Source organism: Streptomyces sp. NPDC127106, assembly GCF_042677605.1.
GTDB lineage: Bacteria > Actinomycetota > Actinomycetes > Streptomycetales > Streptomycetaceae > Streptomyces.
This window is the reverse complement of record NZ_JBHXTC010000007.1, coordinates 201159-218775: the sequence shown is the minus strand read 5'-3', so window position 1 is coordinate 218775 and position 17617 is coordinate 201159. Positions and strand designations below refer to the sequence as shown.

Annotated in this window: 16 protein-coding genes; 12 read left to right on the top strand and 4 right to left on the bottom strand. The window is 73.0% G+C overall.

Annotated features, from left to right (window positions below; genetic code table 11):
* Positions 1-152: 152 nt before the first annotated feature.
* Positions 153-734 (bottom strand): Uma2 family endonuclease, encoded by a 582-nt coding sequence (locus tag ACFVGY_RS10365; protein ID WP_385673923.1) that lies wholly within the window; start codon positions 732-734, stop codon positions 153-155.
* A gap of 108 nt (positions 735-842) precedes the next feature.
* Between ACFVGY_RS10365 and ACFVGY_RS10360 the strand changes: the two genes are divergently transcribed.
* The 4 genes from ACFVGY_RS10360 to ACFVGY_RS10345 all read left to right on the top strand — a co-directional run bounded on the left by ACFVGY_RS10360 (position 843) and on the right by ACFVGY_RS10345 (position 4723).
* A complete protein-coding gene (locus ACFVGY_RS10360) occupies positions 843-1130 on the top strand; it encodes a hypothetical protein (RefSeq protein WP_385673921.1) in 288 nt (95 codons plus the stop codon).
* A 165-nt stretch (positions 1131-1295) separates the two neighbouring features.
* Positions 1296-2654 carry an alpha/beta hydrolase gene (locus tag ACFVGY_RS10355; protein ID WP_385673918.1) on the top strand — a complete coding sequence of 453 codons (1359 nt, stop codon included), beginning with the start codon at positions 1296-1298 and terminating at the stop codon, positions 2652-2654.
* A 174-nt stretch (positions 2655-2828) separates the two neighbouring features.
* Positions 2829-3932, top strand: coding sequence for an alpha/beta hydrolase (locus tag ACFVGY_RS10350; RefSeq protein WP_385673915.1), 1104 nt, complete (start codon positions 2829-2831; stop codon positions 3930-3932).
* A gap of 8 nt (positions 3933-3940) precedes the next feature.
* The gene (locus tag ACFVGY_RS10345; RefSeq protein WP_385673911.1) at positions 3941-4723 is read left to right on the top strand and encodes a trypsin-like serine peptidase; all 783 of its coding nucleotides are present in this window, start codon (positions 3941-3943) and stop codon (positions 4721-4723) included.
* Between the two features lie 129 nt (positions 4724-4852).
* On the opposite strand, the gene ACFVGY_RS10340 is transcribed toward ACFVGY_RS10345, so the two are convergent.
* A complete protein-coding gene (locus tag ACFVGY_RS10340) occupies positions 4853-5662 on the bottom strand; it encodes an isocitrate lyase/phosphoenolpyruvate mutase family protein (protein WP_385673908.1) in 810 nt (269 codons plus the stop codon).
* Positions 5663-5768: 106 nt separating this feature from the next.
* Positions 5769-6881: a pyridoxal-phosphate dependent enzyme gene (locus ACFVGY_RS10335; RefSeq protein WP_385673905.1), complete on the bottom strand. Its 1113-nt coding sequence runs from the start codon at positions 6879-6881 to the stop codon at positions 5769-5771.
* A 253-nt stretch (positions 6882-7134) separates the two neighbouring features.
* On the opposite strand from ACFVGY_RS10335, the gene ACFVGY_RS10330 reads away from it, so the two are divergent.
* The 8 genes from ACFVGY_RS10330 (at position 7135) to ACFVGY_RS10295 (ending at position 16789) form a co-directional block, all read left to right on the top strand.
* Positions 7135-8712, top strand: coding sequence for a S8 family peptidase (locus ACFVGY_RS10330; RefSeq protein WP_385674008.1), 1578 nt, complete (start codon positions 7135-7137; stop codon positions 8710-8712).
* Between the two features lie 169 nt (positions 8713-8881).
* Positions 8882-10030, top strand: coding sequence for a DUF4190 domain-containing protein (locus ACFVGY_RS10325; RefSeq protein ID WP_385673902.1), 1149 nt, complete (start codon positions 8882-8884; stop codon positions 10028-10030).
* Between the two features lie 139 nt (positions 10031-10169).
* Positions 10170-10922: a GntR family transcriptional regulator gene (locus ACFVGY_RS10320; protein WP_385673899.1), complete on the top strand. Its 753-nt coding sequence runs from the start codon at positions 10170-10172 to the stop codon at positions 10920-10922.
* 434 nt (positions 10923-11356) lie between these two features.
* Positions 11357-11542, top strand: a complete 186-nt coding sequence (locus ACFVGY_RS10315) for an SPOR domain-containing protein (protein ID WP_361099462.1) — start codon at positions 11357-11359, stop codon at positions 11540-11542.
* Positions 11543-11572: 30 nt separating this feature from the next.
* The gene (locus tag ACFVGY_RS10310) at positions 11573-11992 is read left to right on the top strand and encodes a (deoxy)nucleoside triphosphate pyrophosphohydrolase (RefSeq protein ID WP_385673896.1); all 420 of its coding nucleotides are present in this window, start codon (positions 11573-11575) and stop codon (positions 11990-11992) included.
* A gap of 163 nt (positions 11993-12155) precedes the next feature.
* Complete coding sequence (locus tag ACFVGY_RS10305; RefSeq protein ID WP_385673893.1) at positions 12156-12596, top strand: ATP-binding protein; 441 nt, start codon at positions 12156-12158, stop codon at positions 12594-12596.
* A 149-nt stretch (positions 12597-12745) separates the two neighbouring features.
* The gene (locus ACFVGY_RS10300) at positions 12746-15367 is read left to right on the top strand and encodes a SpoIIE family protein phosphatase (RefSeq protein ID WP_385673890.1); all 2622 of its coding nucleotides are present in this window, start codon (positions 12746-12748) and stop codon (positions 15365-15367) included.
* Between the two features lie 63 nt (positions 15368-15430).
* Entirely contained in the window at positions 15431-16789 is a 1359-nt protein-coding gene (locus tag ACFVGY_RS10295) for a hypothetical protein (protein WP_385673887.1), read from the top strand.
* Between the two features lie 18 nt (positions 16790-16807).
* On the opposite strand, the gene ACFVGY_RS10290 is transcribed toward ACFVGY_RS10295, so the two are convergent.
* Positions 16808-17581, bottom strand: coding sequence for a PspA/IM30 family protein (locus ACFVGY_RS10290; RefSeq protein ID WP_385673884.1), 774 nt, complete (start codon positions 17579-17581; stop codon positions 16808-16810).
* Positions 17582-17617 lie beyond the last annotated feature (36 nt).

The window sequence follows — 17617 nt, the reverse complement described above, 5'->3', positions numbered from 1 at the left end:
GGGGGCGCGCCCTGCTCCAACCTCACCCCTACCGGTTATCGCCCCGTGTTCCCTCGTCGTGGGTGGGGCCGCGGGGGGGGGGGGCGGCCGCGCGCGGGCCGCGGCCCCCCCCCCCCCTTCCCGCATTCCCGTGCTGACTTGGTGCTGACTTTTCAACTGCTTCGGGGCGGCGTGAGCTTGTCGAGCTCCAAGCTGACTTCGAAGGGGACCGGGCGCTGGAGGGTGCCCCGAAAGATGCCGGCGGGCGCGTAGGCGCCGGTGGGTTCGTCGAGCTCGTAGACGTGGACGACGGGTGCCCCGTCCTCGTCCTCGATGCACCAGTAGTGCGGGATGCCGGCCTCCGCGTACTTGCGGAGCTTCACGGTGCGATCGCGATGGGCGGACTCGGGTGACACCGCCTCCACGACGAGCTTCACGTCCTCCGGGGCGTACCAGGTGCGGTCGGGGTCGTACGGCAGTGTCGTCAGCAGAAGGTCCGGTTCGGGGCGGTTGCGGGCATCGAGGCGGATCGTCATCTCGCGCTCGACCTCGAAGCCGGCTGGTGCCTGCGCCATGAGCGTGGTGGTCAGGGCGGTGACGAGGCGGCCGTGCCAGGACCGCTGGGGCGACATCATGAAGACGAGGGCTCCGTCGATCAGCTCGGTGTGGCGGGGCGCCTCGGGGAGATGGTCCAGGTCCTCCGCGAACCAGCCTTCCGCGCGCGGCGGGCGCATCCAGTCGGGCAGTGCGGTCATGGCTTCACGGTAGCGGCCCGCAGCTCAGGCCGGAGAGCCAACGAACCCGGTCTGGTGGTTTTCGGCAACGTGCCGCGCCATGACCGGCCACACGCCTAGCGTCCGACCATGAGTGACTCATCGGTCCAGGTCGCCACGGTGATCATCTCCGTGACGGCTCTCGTCTTCTCGACGACGGCCGCGTTTTGGGCTCTCGTCTACAACCGGCGTCAGGCGAGAGCAGCTTCCCGAGCCGACGCCCTCACAGAGAAGGCGCAACGTGAGCAGGCGGAGCCGTACGTCATCGTCGACATCAGAGGGCGCGCCGTCATGGAGCAGGCCTCCGCCGCCGCGGTGGCGGAGGGGGAGCGCGAACTGCTGGTCCGGTTGGTCGGGGCGGTGTGTGCGGGTGTGTGACGCCCTGAGGTGATCTTCGCCCGGCAGGTTCCCGCGGGCCGATATTCAGTTCGTCTTTTTGCCGGTTCTTGGAACGGAATGCTGCATTCGCACATCAGAAGCAAGGGGGATGCCCACAGCTTCTGTCCCGCTCGGGGGCAGCCAAGACCGTTCGGAGCGAAGTCCGTGCACCAGTACCCGCAGCGCCAGCGGCCCGAGGGTCAGCCGCGCCCGCCGTACCCGCAGTACGAGGACCAGCCGCCGCGGCAGGCGCCGCAGGGGTACCAGCCGTACGCGGAGCAGCGCGGTCGTCAGCCGTACCCGGATCCGCACGCGCAGCAGCCGCCACCGCCACCGGGGCACGAGGGGTTCGAGCACCCGCACGAGTCGTACCCGGCCGGTCCGCCCTGCCCGGACCCGAGCGCCCACATACGCCCGCGGCCCGGCGACGACGCGTACGCGTCGGACTCCGAGCCGCCGCGCAGGCGATCCCGCCGGGCGATGTGGATCAGCGCCACACTGGCGCTGGTCCTGCTGCTGGGCGGCGGTGGCTTCGCGGCCTGGAAGATGGAGTGGTTCTCGGGCAACGGCGAGACCGTGAGCTTCGGCAAGGACCAGGCGGCCGGCAAGGGCTCCGGCGACGGCGCCCAGGGCGGGGCGCAGGCGGCCAAGCCGTCCGGTGACCCGGACGTGCAGATGCCGACCGGCCCGAAGGCCGAGTTCAAGCAGACCGCCAAGCTCGACGACGGCACGATCGTCGCCAAGACGACGCTGGTCGGCGCGAAGTCGGGTTTCACCGGCGACGTGTGGGTCTGGGCCCCCAAGCAGTACGACGACCCGAAGTACGCCAAGAGCGGCTTCCCGGTGCTCATCGCGCTCCCCGGCGGCGAGGGCTACCCGACCAACTACTGGGCCGACCGCAGCCTCGGCCTGCACAAGGCGATCAGCGACGGCGTCCAGGCCGGCACCAGCCTGCCGTACGTCGTGATCATGCCGGTGCTCAACCCGGACACCAAGTACTACTACGACGGCTCGGACATCCCCGGCCAGCCCAAGATGGGCACCTGGATGGCCGAGGACGTCCCGAACTTCGCCAAGGCCAACTTCCGGACGTACAAGTCCCGTGACGGCTGGGCCTTCATGGGCTCGTCCTCCGGTGCCTTCGTCGGCATGAAGACCGTCCTCCAGCACCCGGACAAGTTCAAGGCCGTGATCGCCAGCGGTGGCGAGATCGTCCCCGACTCCCCGCTGTGGAAGGGCCACCAGGCGGAGATGGACGCGAACAACCCGGAGAAGCTCGCCAAGAAGCTGATCGACAGCAAGGGTCCGGAGGTCTACATCAACTTCCAGATCGGCACGAAGGAGGGCGGCAAGGACCGGATGGTCAAGTTCCAGCAGGAGTACGGGAAGGGCCCCGTCAAGACCACCATCCGCGACATCCAGAACGGCGAGCACAACGGCTGGCACTACGTCCGGGGCATGAAGGAAGGCTCCCTGGAGTGGATCAGCAAGGTGCTCAAGGCCCCCAAGCCCGAAGCGGGCTGATCCTCCCCGGCCGACCAGGCACGCAGCACGGCGCCCGGGGCGGGGTGGCCCGCACCACGTCACGCCCGTCCCAGGCAACCCATCCGGTCGTTGAAGCCTCTGTAACGGGTGTAAGGGGGACCGATCGGTCCGACCCGCGCCCGTCCGGGCGCCGGAGAGGGAACGGGACAATTCGTGCAGCATGACCAGCTCCAGGGCGACGGCCGCCTCGCGGTCGAGGAGGGCCCCGTGACCACGGGCCGGCCGCGTCCCAAGCGCCGCCTGCGCCGGCTTCTGATCGTCGGCGGGCTCGCGTTCGCACTGACCGCCGGGGGCGGGGCGGCGTACAAGTTCGGCCTCTTCTCGGACATAGGGGATCCCATGTCCTTCGACAAGGTCAAGCAATCGGCCGCAACCCAGGACGTCCGGCCGGGGGTCAGCATGCCCACCGGCCCGAAGGCGGCCTTCGTCCGCACCAGCCGCCTGCCCGACGGCACCCAGATCGCCAAGACGACGCTGACCGGCGCGAAGTCGGGTTTCACCGGCGACGTGTGGGTCTGGGTGCCCAAGGAATACGACGACCCGAAGTACGCCAAGAGCGCCTTCCCGGTCCTGATCTCGCTGCCCGGAGGCCGCGGCTACCCCAAGAACTACTGGGGCACGGGCCCGGGCCTGGGCCTGCAGCAGGCCGTGGCCGACGGGGCGAAGGCGGGGACCAGCCTGCCCTTCATCCTCGTCATGCCGGTGATCAACGCCGACACCAAGCACCACTTCGACGGCTCGGACATCCCCGGCCAGCCCAAGATGGGCACCTGGATGGCCGATGACGTCCCGGCTTTCACGAAGGCCAATTTCCGCACCTTCACCTCCCGCGACGGGTGGGCCATCATGGGCTCCTCCTCGGGCGGCTTCGGCGCGTTCAAGCACGTCCTGAAGCACCCCGACCGCTTCAAGGCGGCCATCGCGAGCGGCGTCGACATCGTCCCCGACTCCCCGCTGTGGAACGGGAACAAGCAGGCCATGGACGCGAACAATCCCGAGAAGCTGGCCCAGAAACTGATCGCCTCGGGCGGCCCGGAGGTCTACATCAACTTCCAGATCGGCACCGCGGAGAGCGGCCGCGACAAGGCCGAGAAGTTCATGAAGGAGTACGGCAGGGGCCCCGTGCGCACCCGGCTGCAGGTGATCCAGGATGGTGAGCACAACGGAAAGTCGTATGTTCGCGGTATGAGGGAGGGCTCCCTGGAGTGGATCAGCAAGGTGATGTTGGCACCGACCCCCGATCCCGGCGTGCGCTGAACGCCGTCGTGAGGGGGGCCTCCGCGGCGGCCGCCGCCGGTGTGGCGGCGGCTCTCGCCGTCGGCTTCGTCAAGGCGACGGACGAGGACGCGGGCGCCGTGCACCCCTTCCCGGGGGTCGGCGTGCTCATGGCGAACGGGGAGCACTGGTGCACGGCGAGCGTCGTCGACAGCCCCAAGGGCACCGTCGTCGCGACCGCCGCGCACTGCGTGGCCCCGGCCGGGGAGAACGGCGAGCCCGGCGGGGTGGCCCACGACGGCCGGGAGATCGGCGAGCTGTCCTTCGCCCCCGCCTTCTCGGGCGAGGGCGCGGGCAGGCAGCCGCTCGGCGTGTGGAAGGTCCGGGCGGTCCACGTGGACGAGCGGTGGACGAGGTGGGGCGAGGACACCGCGGACTACGCCTTCCTCAGCATCGAGCCGGACGAGGACGGGATGACCGTCCAGCAGGCCGTAGGCGCCGGGGAGGCCCCGGCGCCCGAGTGGACCTCCGGCTACGAGCGGGACGTGACGGTGGTCGGCTACCCCGAATCCGGCCGGAACCCGCAGAACAAACCCGTCTCCTGCACCACGCAGACCACCCACGACGAGGACGACCCGGCCATGCTGTACATCAGCTGCGCCGGCTTCTGGACGGGCACCAGCGGCAGCCCCTTCATCGCCGACCGGGGCGGGCCGGGCAGCCCGGGCCGGCTGATCGGCGTACTCAGCGGTGGGGACACGGACGTGGACTCCACGGCCGCGCTGTTCGACGAGCGGGCCCGGGCCCTGTACGAACGGGCAGCCGAAGACTGACGGGTGACGGGCCCGCGCCCGGTACAGCCGGGGCCGGGCGACCGGCCAGGCCCCAGCCCGGTCGACCGGTCGACCGGCCCGGTCGGCTGGTCCGGCCCACCGGACCGGCCGAAGGGACGGCCGACCGGATCAGCCCTTGAGGAGGCCGTTCAGCTCCCCGTACGCGAGGGCGTCGGTGACCGTGGTGTACGTGCCGTCCGCGAGGAGCTCCTCGGCGGCGCGGCGCACCACGCCGTACGCGGCCTCCGCGACCCAGGACCCGAGGCTGACGCGGGCCACGCCCAGCGTGCCGAACTCGGCCACGGACGGGGCGCCGGGCCCGGCCAGGACGTTCAGCGGGGCGTCGATCCCCCGGGCGAGCTCGGTCACCACGGCCGGGTCGGTGACCCCGGGCACGAAGATGCCCGAGGCGCCCGCCCGCAGGTAGGCGGCGGCTCGGGACAGGGTCGCGTCGAGCCGGCCCGCAGGGTCGCCCAGGCCGAAGAGGAACGTGTCGATCCGCGCGTTGACGTACAGCGGGACCCCGGCGGTGTCCGCTGCGGCGCGGGCCGCGGCCAGGCGCTCCGCGTGCTCGGCGGGCTCGCGGCTGCCGTCCTCGATGTTGATGCCGACCGCGCCGGCTTCGATGACCCCGGTGACGGTCTCCCCGACCCCGGCCGGGTCGGCGCCGAAGCCGCCCTCGATGTCGGCGGTGACGGGGACGGAGACGGCGCCGGCCACCCGGGCGACCAGGTCGAGCGCGCGGTCCCGGGCCAGGGAGTCCCCGTCGGGGGCGCCGAGGGACCAGGCGACCCCGGCGCTGGTGGTGGCGACGGCCGGGGCGCCGGCCGCCTCGACGAGCCGGGCGCTCACCACGTCCCAGGCGTTGGCCAGGGCGAGCGGGGCGCCGGGGGTGTGCAGGGCGGTGAAGCGGCGGGCAAGGTCAACACGGTTGGTCATGGGGTCAGTTCAGCAGACGACCCCCGCCCCTGACTGGCAGTTTTGCGACATCTACGTCCGCCGCTCCCCGGCACCGCACCCTCCGCCGCGGCGCCCCCAGCCCGGCTCAGGGGGCCAGGCCCGCCTTCAGGCCCGTACCGCACAGGGGGACCACCGCCGTGCGGCCGCCCAGGTGGTGCGGCGGGGCCGACGGGCCCACCGCCGCCCAGCAGGCCGCCGCGGTCGGCTCCACGAAGAGCCCCCGCCCCGCCAGGTCCCGCTGCGCGGCGCGCAGGGCCTCCTCGGACACGGTCAGGAAGGTGCCGCCGGACTTGCGGACCGCCGCCAGGATCTGCCGGGCCCGCGGCGGGGCCGGGATCGCGATCCCCTCGGCCAGCGTGGGCCGCTGCTCCACCGGGTCCACGTCCTCCGCGCCCGCCTCGAACGCCGCGGCCAGCGGGGACACCGCCGCCGCCTGGACCGCGATCAGCGCCGGCGGGCGCACCCCGCGCCGGGCCAGCTCCTCCACCGCCAGGGCGGCACCCAGCAGCAGGGTGCCGTTGCCGACGGGGAGGACGAGGGCCTCGGGGAGCCGGCCGCCGAGCCCCTCCCAGACCTCGTACGCGTACGTCTTGGTGCCGTGCAGGAAGTACGGGTTGAAGACGTGGCTGGCGTAGAAGACCCCGGGGAGGTCGGCCTCGGCCCGCGCCGCCTCGGCGGTGGCCTCCCGGCCGCCCGGGACGACGCGGACGGTGGCGCCGTATGCCCGCATCTGATCGGTCTTCTTCGCCGAGGTGCCCTCGGGCACGAAAATTTCACAACTCAGCCCGGCGCGGGCGCAGTACGCCGCCACGGCCGTTCCCGCGTTGCCGCTGCTGTCCGCGATCACCCGCTCCGGACCCAGCCGCCGGGCCAGTTCCACGAGCATCACCGCACCCCGGTCCTTGAACGAACCCGTCGGCATCAGGAAGTCGAGCTTGGCGTGAATCCGCTCCGCGAGCGGGACCAGCGGGGTGTTGCCCTCCGAGAGGGTGACGGAGAAAGCGCCCGGCAGGGGCAGTGCGGAGCCGTACCGCCAGAGCGAGTTGGGTCCGGCGGAGGGAGTGAGCTCGGTGGCCGGATCCGGTGTGAAGTCGAGGTCCCACGGGCCGCTGCAGACGGGGCAGCACCAGGGCGCCGTTCGGGCATCCGCGCGCGTGCCGTCGTCGGGGCAGACGTATCCGGGGATTGCGTGCGTCATGTGCGGAGCACCTTTGCTCGTTCATGGCCGTTGTATGGCACGGATGTTACGCGTTCGCCTTCCCCTTGTGGGATGCCGAACCGCTGGGCCAACCTTTCGGAGGCGGCAGCGTGGCAGCCCCTCCGCGGTTTGTCATGACCATGTCCATATGCGTGTGCTCCGTCATGGTCGTGTCCCCACCCGCACGACGCCCCGCGACGCCGCCCCGGATCCCCGAAGAGCACCACCGACGAGGAGGACCCCCCACATGTCCATGCGTCACACCCGCCGGAAGGCCGCCGGGATCGGCGCGGCCGCCGCCCTGGCCCTCGCCCTCGGCACCGCCGCCGCACTCCCCGCCTCCGCGGCCGACTCCGGCGCGCAGGGCGTCATCGAGAACGCCGGCGCCCCCGGCTCCGTGGCCGGCAGCTACATCGTGACCCTGAAGGACACCACCCGCTCGACCGAGCCCGGCGGCAAGGCCGTCGCCAAGAAGTACGGCGCCCGGATCGACCGCACCTACAGCGCCGCCCTCAACGGTTACTCCGTCGAGGTGTCCGAGGCGCAGGCCCGCAAGCTCGCCGCGGACCCGGTGGTCGCGTCCGTCGTGCAGAACCGCGTCTTCACGGTCGACGGCACCCAGGGAGCCCAGGGTACCCAGCCCAGCCCGCCCTCCTGGGGCCTGGACCGCATCGACCAGCGCGCGCTCCCGCTGAACAGCAGCTACACGTACCCCGACAAGGCCGGCGAGGGCGTGACCGCGTACATCATCGACACCGGCGTGCGCATCACCCACACCGACTTCGGCGGCCGCGCCTCCTACGGCTTCGACGCCATCGACAACGACAACACCGCCCAGGACGGCCACGGGCACGGCACGCACGTCGCCGGCACCGTCGCCGGCGGCGGCTACGGCGTCGCCAAGAAGGCGAAGATCGTCGCCGTCCGCGTCCTCGACAACAACGGCTCCGGTACGACGGCCCAGGTCGTCGCCGGCATCGACTGGGTGACCCGGAACGCGGTCAAGCCGGCCGTGGCCAACATGTCCCTCGGCGGCGGGGCCGACTCCGCCCTCGACACCGCCGTCCGCAACTCCATAGCCTCCGGCGTCACGTACGCGGTCGCGGCGGGCAACGAGTCCACCAACGCCAGCACCAAGTCCCCGGCCCGCGTCACCGAGGCCATCACGGTCGGCTCCACCACCAGCACCGACGCCAAGTCCAGCTTCTCCAACTACGGCACCGTCCTGGACCTCTTCGCCCCCGGCTCCTCCATCACCTCCGCCTGGGGCACCGGCGACACCGCCACCAACACCATCTCCGGCACCTCGATGGCCACGCCGCACGTCGCCGGCGCGGCCGCCCTGCACCTCGCGCAGAACCCGTCCAACACCCCGGCCCAGGTCGCCTCCGCCCTGGTGGCCGCGGCCACCCCGAACGTGGTGACCAGCCCCGGCACCGGCTCCCCGAACCGCCTGCTGTTCGTCGGCGGCGGCACCACCCCGCCGGACGGGCCGCGCTTCGAGAACACCGCCGACTTCGCCATCAACGACAACGCGACCGTCGAGTCCCCGCTGACCGTCAGCGGCGTCTCCGGCAACGCCCCCGCCGCGCTGGGCGTCTCGGTCGACATCAAGCACACGTACATCGGTGACCTGAAGGTCGACCTCGTCGCCCCCGACGGCTCCGTCTACACCCTGCACAACCGCGGTGGCGGCAGCGCGGACAACATCCTGCAGACCTACTCCGTCAACGCCTCCTCCGAGGTCGCCAACGGTGTCTGGAAGCTGCGGGTGAACGACAACGCCAACATCGACACCGGCAAGATCGACTCGTGGGCGCTGCAGTTCTGAGCCTCGGCCCTGAACCAGCCTCCTGAGCCACGGTCCTGATCCGGCATCACCGCCGCGCACCACCGGCGGGGTGAACCGGAACCGGCGGGGGCGACCGGCACCACGGTCGCCCCCGCTGTGTACTGTTTCGCGCATTCGTTCGCGTCACCCTGCGATGGAGCCGTACCCCGTGAGCACCCAGCCGCCGCCCCACTGGCCGGCTCCGTCCCCCCGGCAGGACCAAGGGGAACCGGAACTCAACGGCTTCGCGCTCGCGTCGCTGCTGGTCGGGCTGGTGTGCCTGCCGCCGCTCGGCATCGTCTTCGGGATCGTGGCCCTCGTCCAGATCGCCGGGAAGGGCGAGCGGGGCAAGCCGCTGGCGATCACCGGCCTGGTCGTGTCGCTCGTGACGACCGTGCTGCTGGTGCTGGCCGTGGACCGGGCCGCCGCGCCGCTCTTCTCCCGCTTCGACGGACTCTCGCCGTACGAGGACGTCGCGGGGGAGGTCGCCGACATCGACGAGCTGCGGGCGGGGGACTGCTTCAACGTCCCCGGCGGGGACCTGCTCCACGAGGACCCGCTGTTCTACCGGGTCGCCTGCACGGAGGTGCACCACGGGGAGGTCACCTCCTCGACCCGCTTCGACCCGGTGCAGTTCCGCGGCAGCCGGCAGATGAAGAGTGCGGCCACGGACGCCTGCTGGCGCGCCCAGGACGCCTACGCCATGGACTCCTGGGCGCTGCCGGCGTACGCGGACCTGTTCTGGTTCGCGCCCCCGCGGGAGGGGCCGGGCGACGAGCGGCGGCTGCTGTGCGTGATCGGCACGGCCGGGGAGGAGCACCGCGGCAGCCTGCGCCGTGACGCCGGGATGCTGGAGCCGGACCAGGTGACCTTCCTGCACGCGATGAACGAGGTCGACCTGGCGCTGGGGCGCGCCCCCGACGAAGACCTCGACGAGGCCCTGCCGGCGTACCGCGCGTGGGCCCGCGAGGTGGACCGGGCGCTGGCCGGGGAGTCCCGGGTGCTGGAGGAGGCCGCGGCGCGCCGGCCGGAGCTGGCCGGGCCGGCGCGGGCGCAGCTGAAGGAGGTCGCGGCGGCGCGCCGGGCGTGGCAGCAGGCGGGCGCGGCGGTCCGGCCGGCGGACTTCCAGGAGGGCTGGGACCGGGCGGGGGCCGCGTTGACGGTGGCCACGGAGCAGGCGCTGCGCGGGGCGTACGGGCTGTCGACCGTGGTGCCGGACTGGCTGTCCGAGGACGAGCCGGGCGGCGGGGCGGACGGGGGCCCGGGCGGCGGATCCGGTGGGTCGACGGGCGGCAGGACCTCGGCGGCGCCTGCCTGAAACCGGTGTGCGTAACGCGCGGTAACGGGTTTGGGTGACCAGCCTTCATCACTTCGAGTGAAACCCTGGCCCTCGCTTGCGGCGCGCAACCGACCGTTGCGAGGGTGTGGCTGTCTGTCAACCTGATGGGAGGGCCTCAGTGGCTTTCGGTGAGCAGCCGGCCTATCTGCGCGTCGCCGGGGATCTGCGACAGAAGATCGTCGATGGGTCCCTGCCCCCGCACGCCCGGCTCCCCTCGCAGGCCCGGATCCGCGAGGAGTACGGGGTCTCCGACACCGTGGCGCTGGAGGCGCGCAAGGTCCTCATGGCCGAAGGCCTGGTCGAGGGCCGCTCCGGCTCGGGCACGTACGTACGGGAGCAGCCGGTGCCGCGGCGGGTGGCCCGCTCCGGCTACCGCACGGGCGGGCCGTCGACACCGTTCCGCCAGGAGCAGGCGGAGGCGGGCGCCCGGGGGACGTGGGAGTCCAGCAGCGAGCAGGCGGCCGCCCCCGCCGTGGTCGCGCAGCGGCTCGGCATCGAGCCGGGCGAGCGGGTCATGCGGACGCGGTACGTCTTCCGCGACGCGGGCGAGGTGATGATGCTGTCCACCTCGTGGGAGCCGCTGGCGCTCACCGGCCGGACCCCGGTGATGCTGCCCGAGGAGGGCCCCCTGGGCGGCTCCGGGGTCGTCGACCGGATGGCCGCGATCGACCTCGTCGTCGACAACGTGGTGGAGGAGGTCGGGGCGCGGCCGGGCCTCGCCGAGGAGATCGCCCTGCTCGGCGGCGTCCCGGGCCATGTCGTGCTGGTGATCGGCCGGACCTACTACGCCTCCGGCCGGGCCGTCGAAACCGCTGACGTGGTGGTCCCGGCGGACCGCTACCGCCTCGCCTACCACCTCCCGGTGCGGTAAACCTACCGGCGGGTTTCGGCGCGATCCCGACCGGCGCCGGTGGCTCCGGTTCGCTGCGGGCCTGCGCGGTTGCGCCGGGCCCCGCCGCGCGCCCCCTCGCCCGCTCCCGCGCCGCCGCGCTGCGCACGCCCCCGCCGCGCCCCTGCGCCGGGGCTGCCCGCCGAAGGGGCGGGGGGCGCGCGCGGGCCGTCCGGCCAGGGCCGGAGCACCGGCGAGGCCCTGGCGGAGGGGCGCGTACGGGAGCCCGCCCGCCCGCGTGGTGCGCCCGGTCCGGACCGGCGTGCGCGGCTCACTCGTACGCATGGCCGGATGCGTACGCCGCCGAGGTTCCTCTTCGTGAAAAACCGTATCCGCTCAGTAAAGGTCGGGCGTAAGCTCGGGCATATGCGCAATGGGGTTTCCCGGGCAGGTGGATCGGCGGAGGGTGAGACGCGATGAACGACAGCGGTGCCCTGCTCCCGTGGCTGGTCATACGTCAGGACGACAACGGCAACCGCTACCGGGTGGGCCGTTACCCCACCCGCGCCGAGGCGCAGAAGGTGGTCGACAGCCTCGACGACCGCGGCCACGAGCAGCTCTACTGGGTCGAGCGCATCGGCCAGACGGCCACCACGAACTGAGCGTCGCGGCCTTGGCATAGGCTCCGCCCCATGACGGAACGTGTGGTCGTGGGCGGAGCCCTTTGTCATCAGGGCCGCCTGCTGGCCGCCCGGCGCAGCGCGCCCCCGGAGCTGGCCGGCCGCTGGGAGCTGCCCGGAGGCAAGGCCGAACCCGGCGAAACCGACCCCGAGGCGCTGGTCCGCGAACTGCGCGAGGAGCTCGGCGTGGAGGCCGAGCCGCTGGAGCGCATCCCGGGGGAGTGGCCGCTCAAGCCCGGACTCGTCCTGCACGTCTGGACCGCCCGCCTGGTCTCCGGCGTACCCGCGCCCCTGGAGGACCACGACGAGCTGCGCTGGCTCGAACCCGGGGAACTGGACTCCGTGGACTGGCTCGACCAGGACCGGCCGGCGGTGGCCGAGATCGGGCGCAGGCTGCGCGCAGCGCACACCGGGTCGCACCGGGGCGCATGAGGCTTGCGTTCCCGTCCGTCCGTGCCACAGTGCGCCGGTACCCGGGGGATGCGTGGTACGACGCCTCAAATATCGGGTATGTCGCTATTAGTCCCTAAACATGTACCGCCCCTAGAGGCTCTCTCCCTGCTGAACCGGACGGGGGCCGCTGCCGGCCCGGGAAGTGATCGGCGTGATCGACACAGACGGCGAATGTGCCGAGTGGGCCTTCCCCGCCGAGCCCGGTGCCGTCCGCACCGCACGCCACGCCGTGCGCGGCCAGCTCCGCTCCTGGGGCCTCGATTCCGTCGGCGATGTGACCGTCCTGCTGGTCAGCGAGCTGGTCACCAACTCCCTGCGCTACGCCTCGGGCCCGATCGGGGTCCGGCTGGAGCGGCGCGAGCAGGCCCGCGAAGGCCCGCCGGCGAGCCCCACCGAGAGCGGCGCCCTGCTCGTGGAAGTCTCCGATCCGCTTCCGGATCCGCCCCGCGAACGCGTCGCGAAAGCCGACGACGAAGGCGGCCGCGGGCTGCACCTGGTGGCCACCGCGGCACAGCGCTGGGGGACACGTCGCGGCAAGTCGGGCAAGACGGTGTGGTTCGAGTTGGCTCTTCCTGGTGAGTAACAAGGTGACGGGTGGCCGACGATCACCCGGTATGGCGCGAAACAGTCGGGACCTTTTCGTGATCGGGAACGCCGTGCCGTCCGGGGCCGTGGTGCTGAATACTTCGGTCATGGCCGGTCCGGTTGCGGTGAGCTGGAGGGGACGGTCGCGTGAGCGAGATACCTGCGCAGGCACATCAGGCCCGTGTGCCCGGGGAGGCATGGCACGACTCCCTGTGGCACAGCAGTCCACCTGGCTCGATATATGACTACATCAAGGTCGCATCGTTCTCGATCGGACCGGACGGCCTCATCGACCAGTGGAGCCTGCGCGCCGAGGAACTGTTCGGACTGACCGCCGCCCAGGTCGTCGGACGCGACCCCGTCGACGCCTTCATGCCGCCGGAGCTGCGCGAGGGCGGCCACCGACGGGTGGCCGAGATCCTCGACGGCAAGGAATGGACGGGCCTCGTCCCCTTCCGTATCCCCGGCGGGAACGGCGCCCACGGCGTGGCCGAGATCTACGTGATGCCCACCCAGACCGAGGCCGCCGAACGGGCCGCGCTCTGCGTCGTCGTCGACGTCCGCGCGCTGCGCCGCATCGAGTCCGACCTCGCGGCCTCACAGGCCATATTCGGCCAATCTCCCTTCGGCTTCCTGCTCTTCGGCACCGACCTCACCGTCCAACGGGCCAACCGCCGCTTCGCCACCGTCTTCGGCGGCGCCGTCGAGGAACACCGCGGCCGCACCGTCCACGACTACCTCCCGCCCCCGGAGGCCGACCGGATGACCGAGGCCCTCCGCAGGGTCCTGGAGACCGGCGAATCCGTCACCGACCTGCGGATCACCGGCGCCGCCCCCGGCCGGCGGGAGAACCGCCACTGGTCCGTCAACCTCTACCGCGTCCACGGCGCCAGCGGCCGCCCCGTCGGCGTCGCCGGCATCGGCACCGACGTCACCCGCCGCCACCTCGCCGCCCGCGAGGCCGCCGGCGTACGGCGCAATCTCGCCCTCCTCAACGAGGCCGGGCACCGCATCGGGACCTCCCTCGACCTGGAGACCACCGCCCGCGAACTCCTCGACGTCACCGTCCCCGGCTTCTGCGACCTCGCCGCCGTCGACCTCTACCAGGGGCTGCTGCTCGGCGACGACGACCGGCCCGCCCGCCCCCAAGGCCCCGGCGTACCCTCCCTGCCGCCCGGACAGCGCAACGGACGCGTCCCCTCCGCACCGCTGCGGCGGGTCGCCTTCGCCTCCGCCGTGTCCGACGCCCCCCTGTCCGGGGCCGGCGCGGCCGTAGCCGTCGGGGACACCCACCGCTACCCGGCCGCCTCCCCCGGCGCACTGGCCCTGCGCACCGCACGGCCGCGGATCATCGAGGGCGGCGGACCCGACGACCTCGTGCAGTCCACGCTCGTCGTGCCGATGGTCGCGCACGACACCGTCGTCGGACTCGCCCAGTTCTCCCGCACCAAGGGCAGCGAGCCCTTCGGCGAACGCGACCGGGCCGTCGCCGTCGAACTCGCCGCCCGCGCCGCCGTCTGCATCGACAACGCCCGCCTCTACCGGCGCGAACACGAAAGGGCCCTGATCCTGCAGCGCAGCCTCCTCCCGCCCGGCGACCCCGAAGCGGCCGGCCTCGACATCGCCTGCCGCTACCTCCCCGGCAACGCCGCCACCGAGGTCGGCGGCGACTGGTTCGACGTCATCGAACTGCCCGGCCACCGCACCGCCCTCGTCGTCGGCGACGTCATGGGCCGCGGCCTGCGGGCCGCCGTCGCCATGGGCGAACTCCGCACCGCCGTACGCACCCTGGCACTCCTCGACCTGGAGCCGGCCGAGGTGCTCGCCGCGCTCGACGAGATCGCCCGCGGACTCGGCGCCCCCGGAGGCTCCCAGCAGGCCTCCCGCGCGGCCCTCCAGGCGCGCGACGCCGACCGCTCCGAGGTGTACCTCGCCACCTGCGTGTACGCCGTCTACGACCCCGTCACCCGGCGGTGCACCATCGCCAACGCCGGCCACATGCCGCCCGTCCTCGTCGAACCGCCCGAGCCGGGCGCCCCGCCGCGGCCCGCCCTGCTCCTGGAGGTCCCGCCCGGCATGCCCCTCGGCGTGGGCGGCGAGCCGTTCGAGGAGGTCGAGGTCGACCTCCCCGAGGGAGCCCTGCTCGCCCTCTACACCGACGGGCTCGTGGAATCCCGCGACCACCCGCTGGAGGAGGGGCTGCGCGGCCTGCGCGAGGCCCTCGCCGACCCCGTACGGCCGCTGGAGGACGTCTGCGACCACGTCCTCGGCACCCTCGACACCCGCCACGGCGAGGACGACATCGCCCTGCTGATGGCCCGGGTCCAAGGGCTCCCCGTGGACGCCGTCGGGGACTGGCAACTGCCCCGCGAAGCCCGCTCGGTGGGCCGCGCCCGCGAACTGGCCCGCGCCAAACTGCCCGCCTGGGGCCTGGAAGGGCTCCTCGACACCACCGAACTGCTCGTCAGCGAACTCGTCACCAACGCCCTGCGCTACGGGGAGGGCGAGATCCGGCTCCGGCTGCTGCTGGACCGGACCCTGGTGTGCGAGGTGTGGGACGCCAACCTGGTCCAGCCCCGGCGGCGCCGGGCGCGCGACACCGACGAGGGGGGCCGCGGCCTCCAGCTGGTCGGCATGCTGTCCGCCGGCTGGGGCACCCGGCGCACCCACCGCGGCAAGACCGTCTGGTTCGAGCTGCCGCTCCCGGGCACGGAGGGGGACGCGCCGCCCGAACTCTCGGCGGAACAGCTGCTGAACATGTACGGGTAGGGGTGGGTGCCTTCCTGCCGGGCGGGTGGGAAGGCCCCGCCCGGCGGGAAATACGGTGCACCCATGGACGCCGCCGAACTCGACCAGCGGGACCGCACCCACGACGGGTGGATCCCCCCGCACCTGGTCACCCACCTCCTCGACCACGGCCACCGCGACACGGTCACCGACCTCGCCCGCACCGGTGACTGGTTCTGCGCGGTCGGCCTGGCCCGGACGCTCGCCGCCGAGGGTCGCCACGACGAGGCCCTGGAGCTGCTGGCCCCGTACACCGCCACCGGCTGGTGGAAGGCGGCAGCCCGGACCGCCGAGCTGTACGAGGGCGCCGGCCGCCCGAACGAGGCGGTCGAGGCCCTGCGCCCGGCCGCCGAGTCCGGGGAACGGTCGGCCCTGGCGGCCCACGCCCGGCTGCTCGCCCGCGCCGGCCGTGCCACCGAGGCGTACGAGCTGCTCCGGCCGCACGTCGAGGACTGGTTCCTCGCCGAGGCCCTGGTCGACGTGACCGCCGGACTGGACCGGGACGAGGAGGTCGCCGCCCTCCTCGCCGCCCGGATCGGGGCGGCGCGACAGCGCGGGTGCCCGTGGTGCGACGACCCGGCCTGCGGCAGACGGGACCTCGAACCGTCCAACGCGATCGACCTGCTGGCCTCCGTACGCGAACGGCAGGGCCGGACCGACGAGGCGATCGCCCTGCTCCACACCCGCGACGTCACCTCGGTCAACCACCGCGACCAGCTGGCCGACCTGCTCGCCCGGCACGACCGGATCTACGAGCTCCGCGCGTACGCGGCGGCCGAGCCGCTCGGGGACGCGGCCCGCCGGCTCGCCGAACTCCTGGAGGAACGCGGTGACGTGGACGGTGCGGTCGCGGTCCTCCGGAGCGGCGTGGCGGAGGGCTTCGGGTACTCAGAGGTGTACCTCGCGGAGCTCCTGGCCCGGCACGGCAGAGGAGACGAGGCCATCGAGGTGCTGCGCTCGCTGTGGAGCGCGGACGACTGCCTCGTCGACCACCTGTGCACGCTCTACGCCGACCAGGGGCGGGCTGAAGAGGGCCTCGCCCACCTCGACGAACTCAGGGCCAGGACCGGTCGCGCCGCCGACGTGTGGGAGGTCTTCCGGCAGCGGCCCAGGCTGCTCCTCGCCCGCGGCCGGGTGGAGGAGGCGATCGAGGTGACGCGGAGCCACCCCGAGGGGCAGTCCCGGTACGCGGTGGAGTACCTCGCCCACCTGCTCACCGAGGCCGGACACCCGGAACGGGCCGTCGCACTCCTCGGCGAGGCCCCGGCCGCCGACCGGAAGGACCTCGCGGTCCCGTTGCTGCGGCTCGGCCGTGTCCAGGAGGCCGTGGCCGTCCTGCAACTCCGCAACCCGCCGCCGGTCGACCTCCCGCCCGTGGGCTACAGCGACACGCCGCCGTTCTGAGTGCGGGCGGGGCAGGGGTCAGGCGGCCCCGCCGGACTTCAGGGCCGCCAGGCGCGCCTCGACCTCGGCGGAGCGGTCCAGGTCGTCCAGGGCCTCGAACTGCGCGTCCAGGGACGAGGCCGCCAGCTCCTGCCGGCCCAGCGCCCGCGCCTCCTCCCGCCGCACCTTGGCCTCGAAGCGGCTCAGCTCGCTCGTCGGGTCCATGACGTCGATGCTCTCCACCGCGTCCAGCATCCGGTTCTGGGCCTCCGCCGACCGTACGCGGGCGACGAGCTCGTCCCGCTTCGCCTGCAGCTCGCCCAGCTTCCCCTCCATCGCCTCCAGGCCCGCCTTGAGCCGGTCGACGACCTCCGTCTGGGCGGCGATCACCGGCTCCGCCGTCGCGGCCTCCCGCTCCGACCGGAGCTGCCGGCCCAGGGCCACCTTGGCGAGGTGGTCGAACCGGTCGGCTTCCGCCGCCGACCCGGCTGACCCGGCTGACCCGGCTGACCCGGCCGACCCGGCTGACCTGGCCGACCCGGCGGCCCGCAGCCCGTCTGCTTTCCGGCTCGCCGCGAGTGCCTTGCGGCCCCATTCCGCCGCCGCGTCCACGTCCTCCTGGTGGTCCGCCTCCAGCATCCGCAGGTTGCCGATGGTGGTCGCGACCGCCTGCTCCGCCTCCGAGATGTTGTTGGTGAAGTCGCGGATCAGCTGGTCCAGCATCTTCTGCGGGTCCTCCGCCTGGTCCAGCAGGGCGTTGACGTTGGCCTTGGCGAGCTGGGCGACACGGCCGAGGATGGTCTGCTTGCTCACGGGTCGCTCCTTGCGGGGCTGGAGATGCGGTGGGGG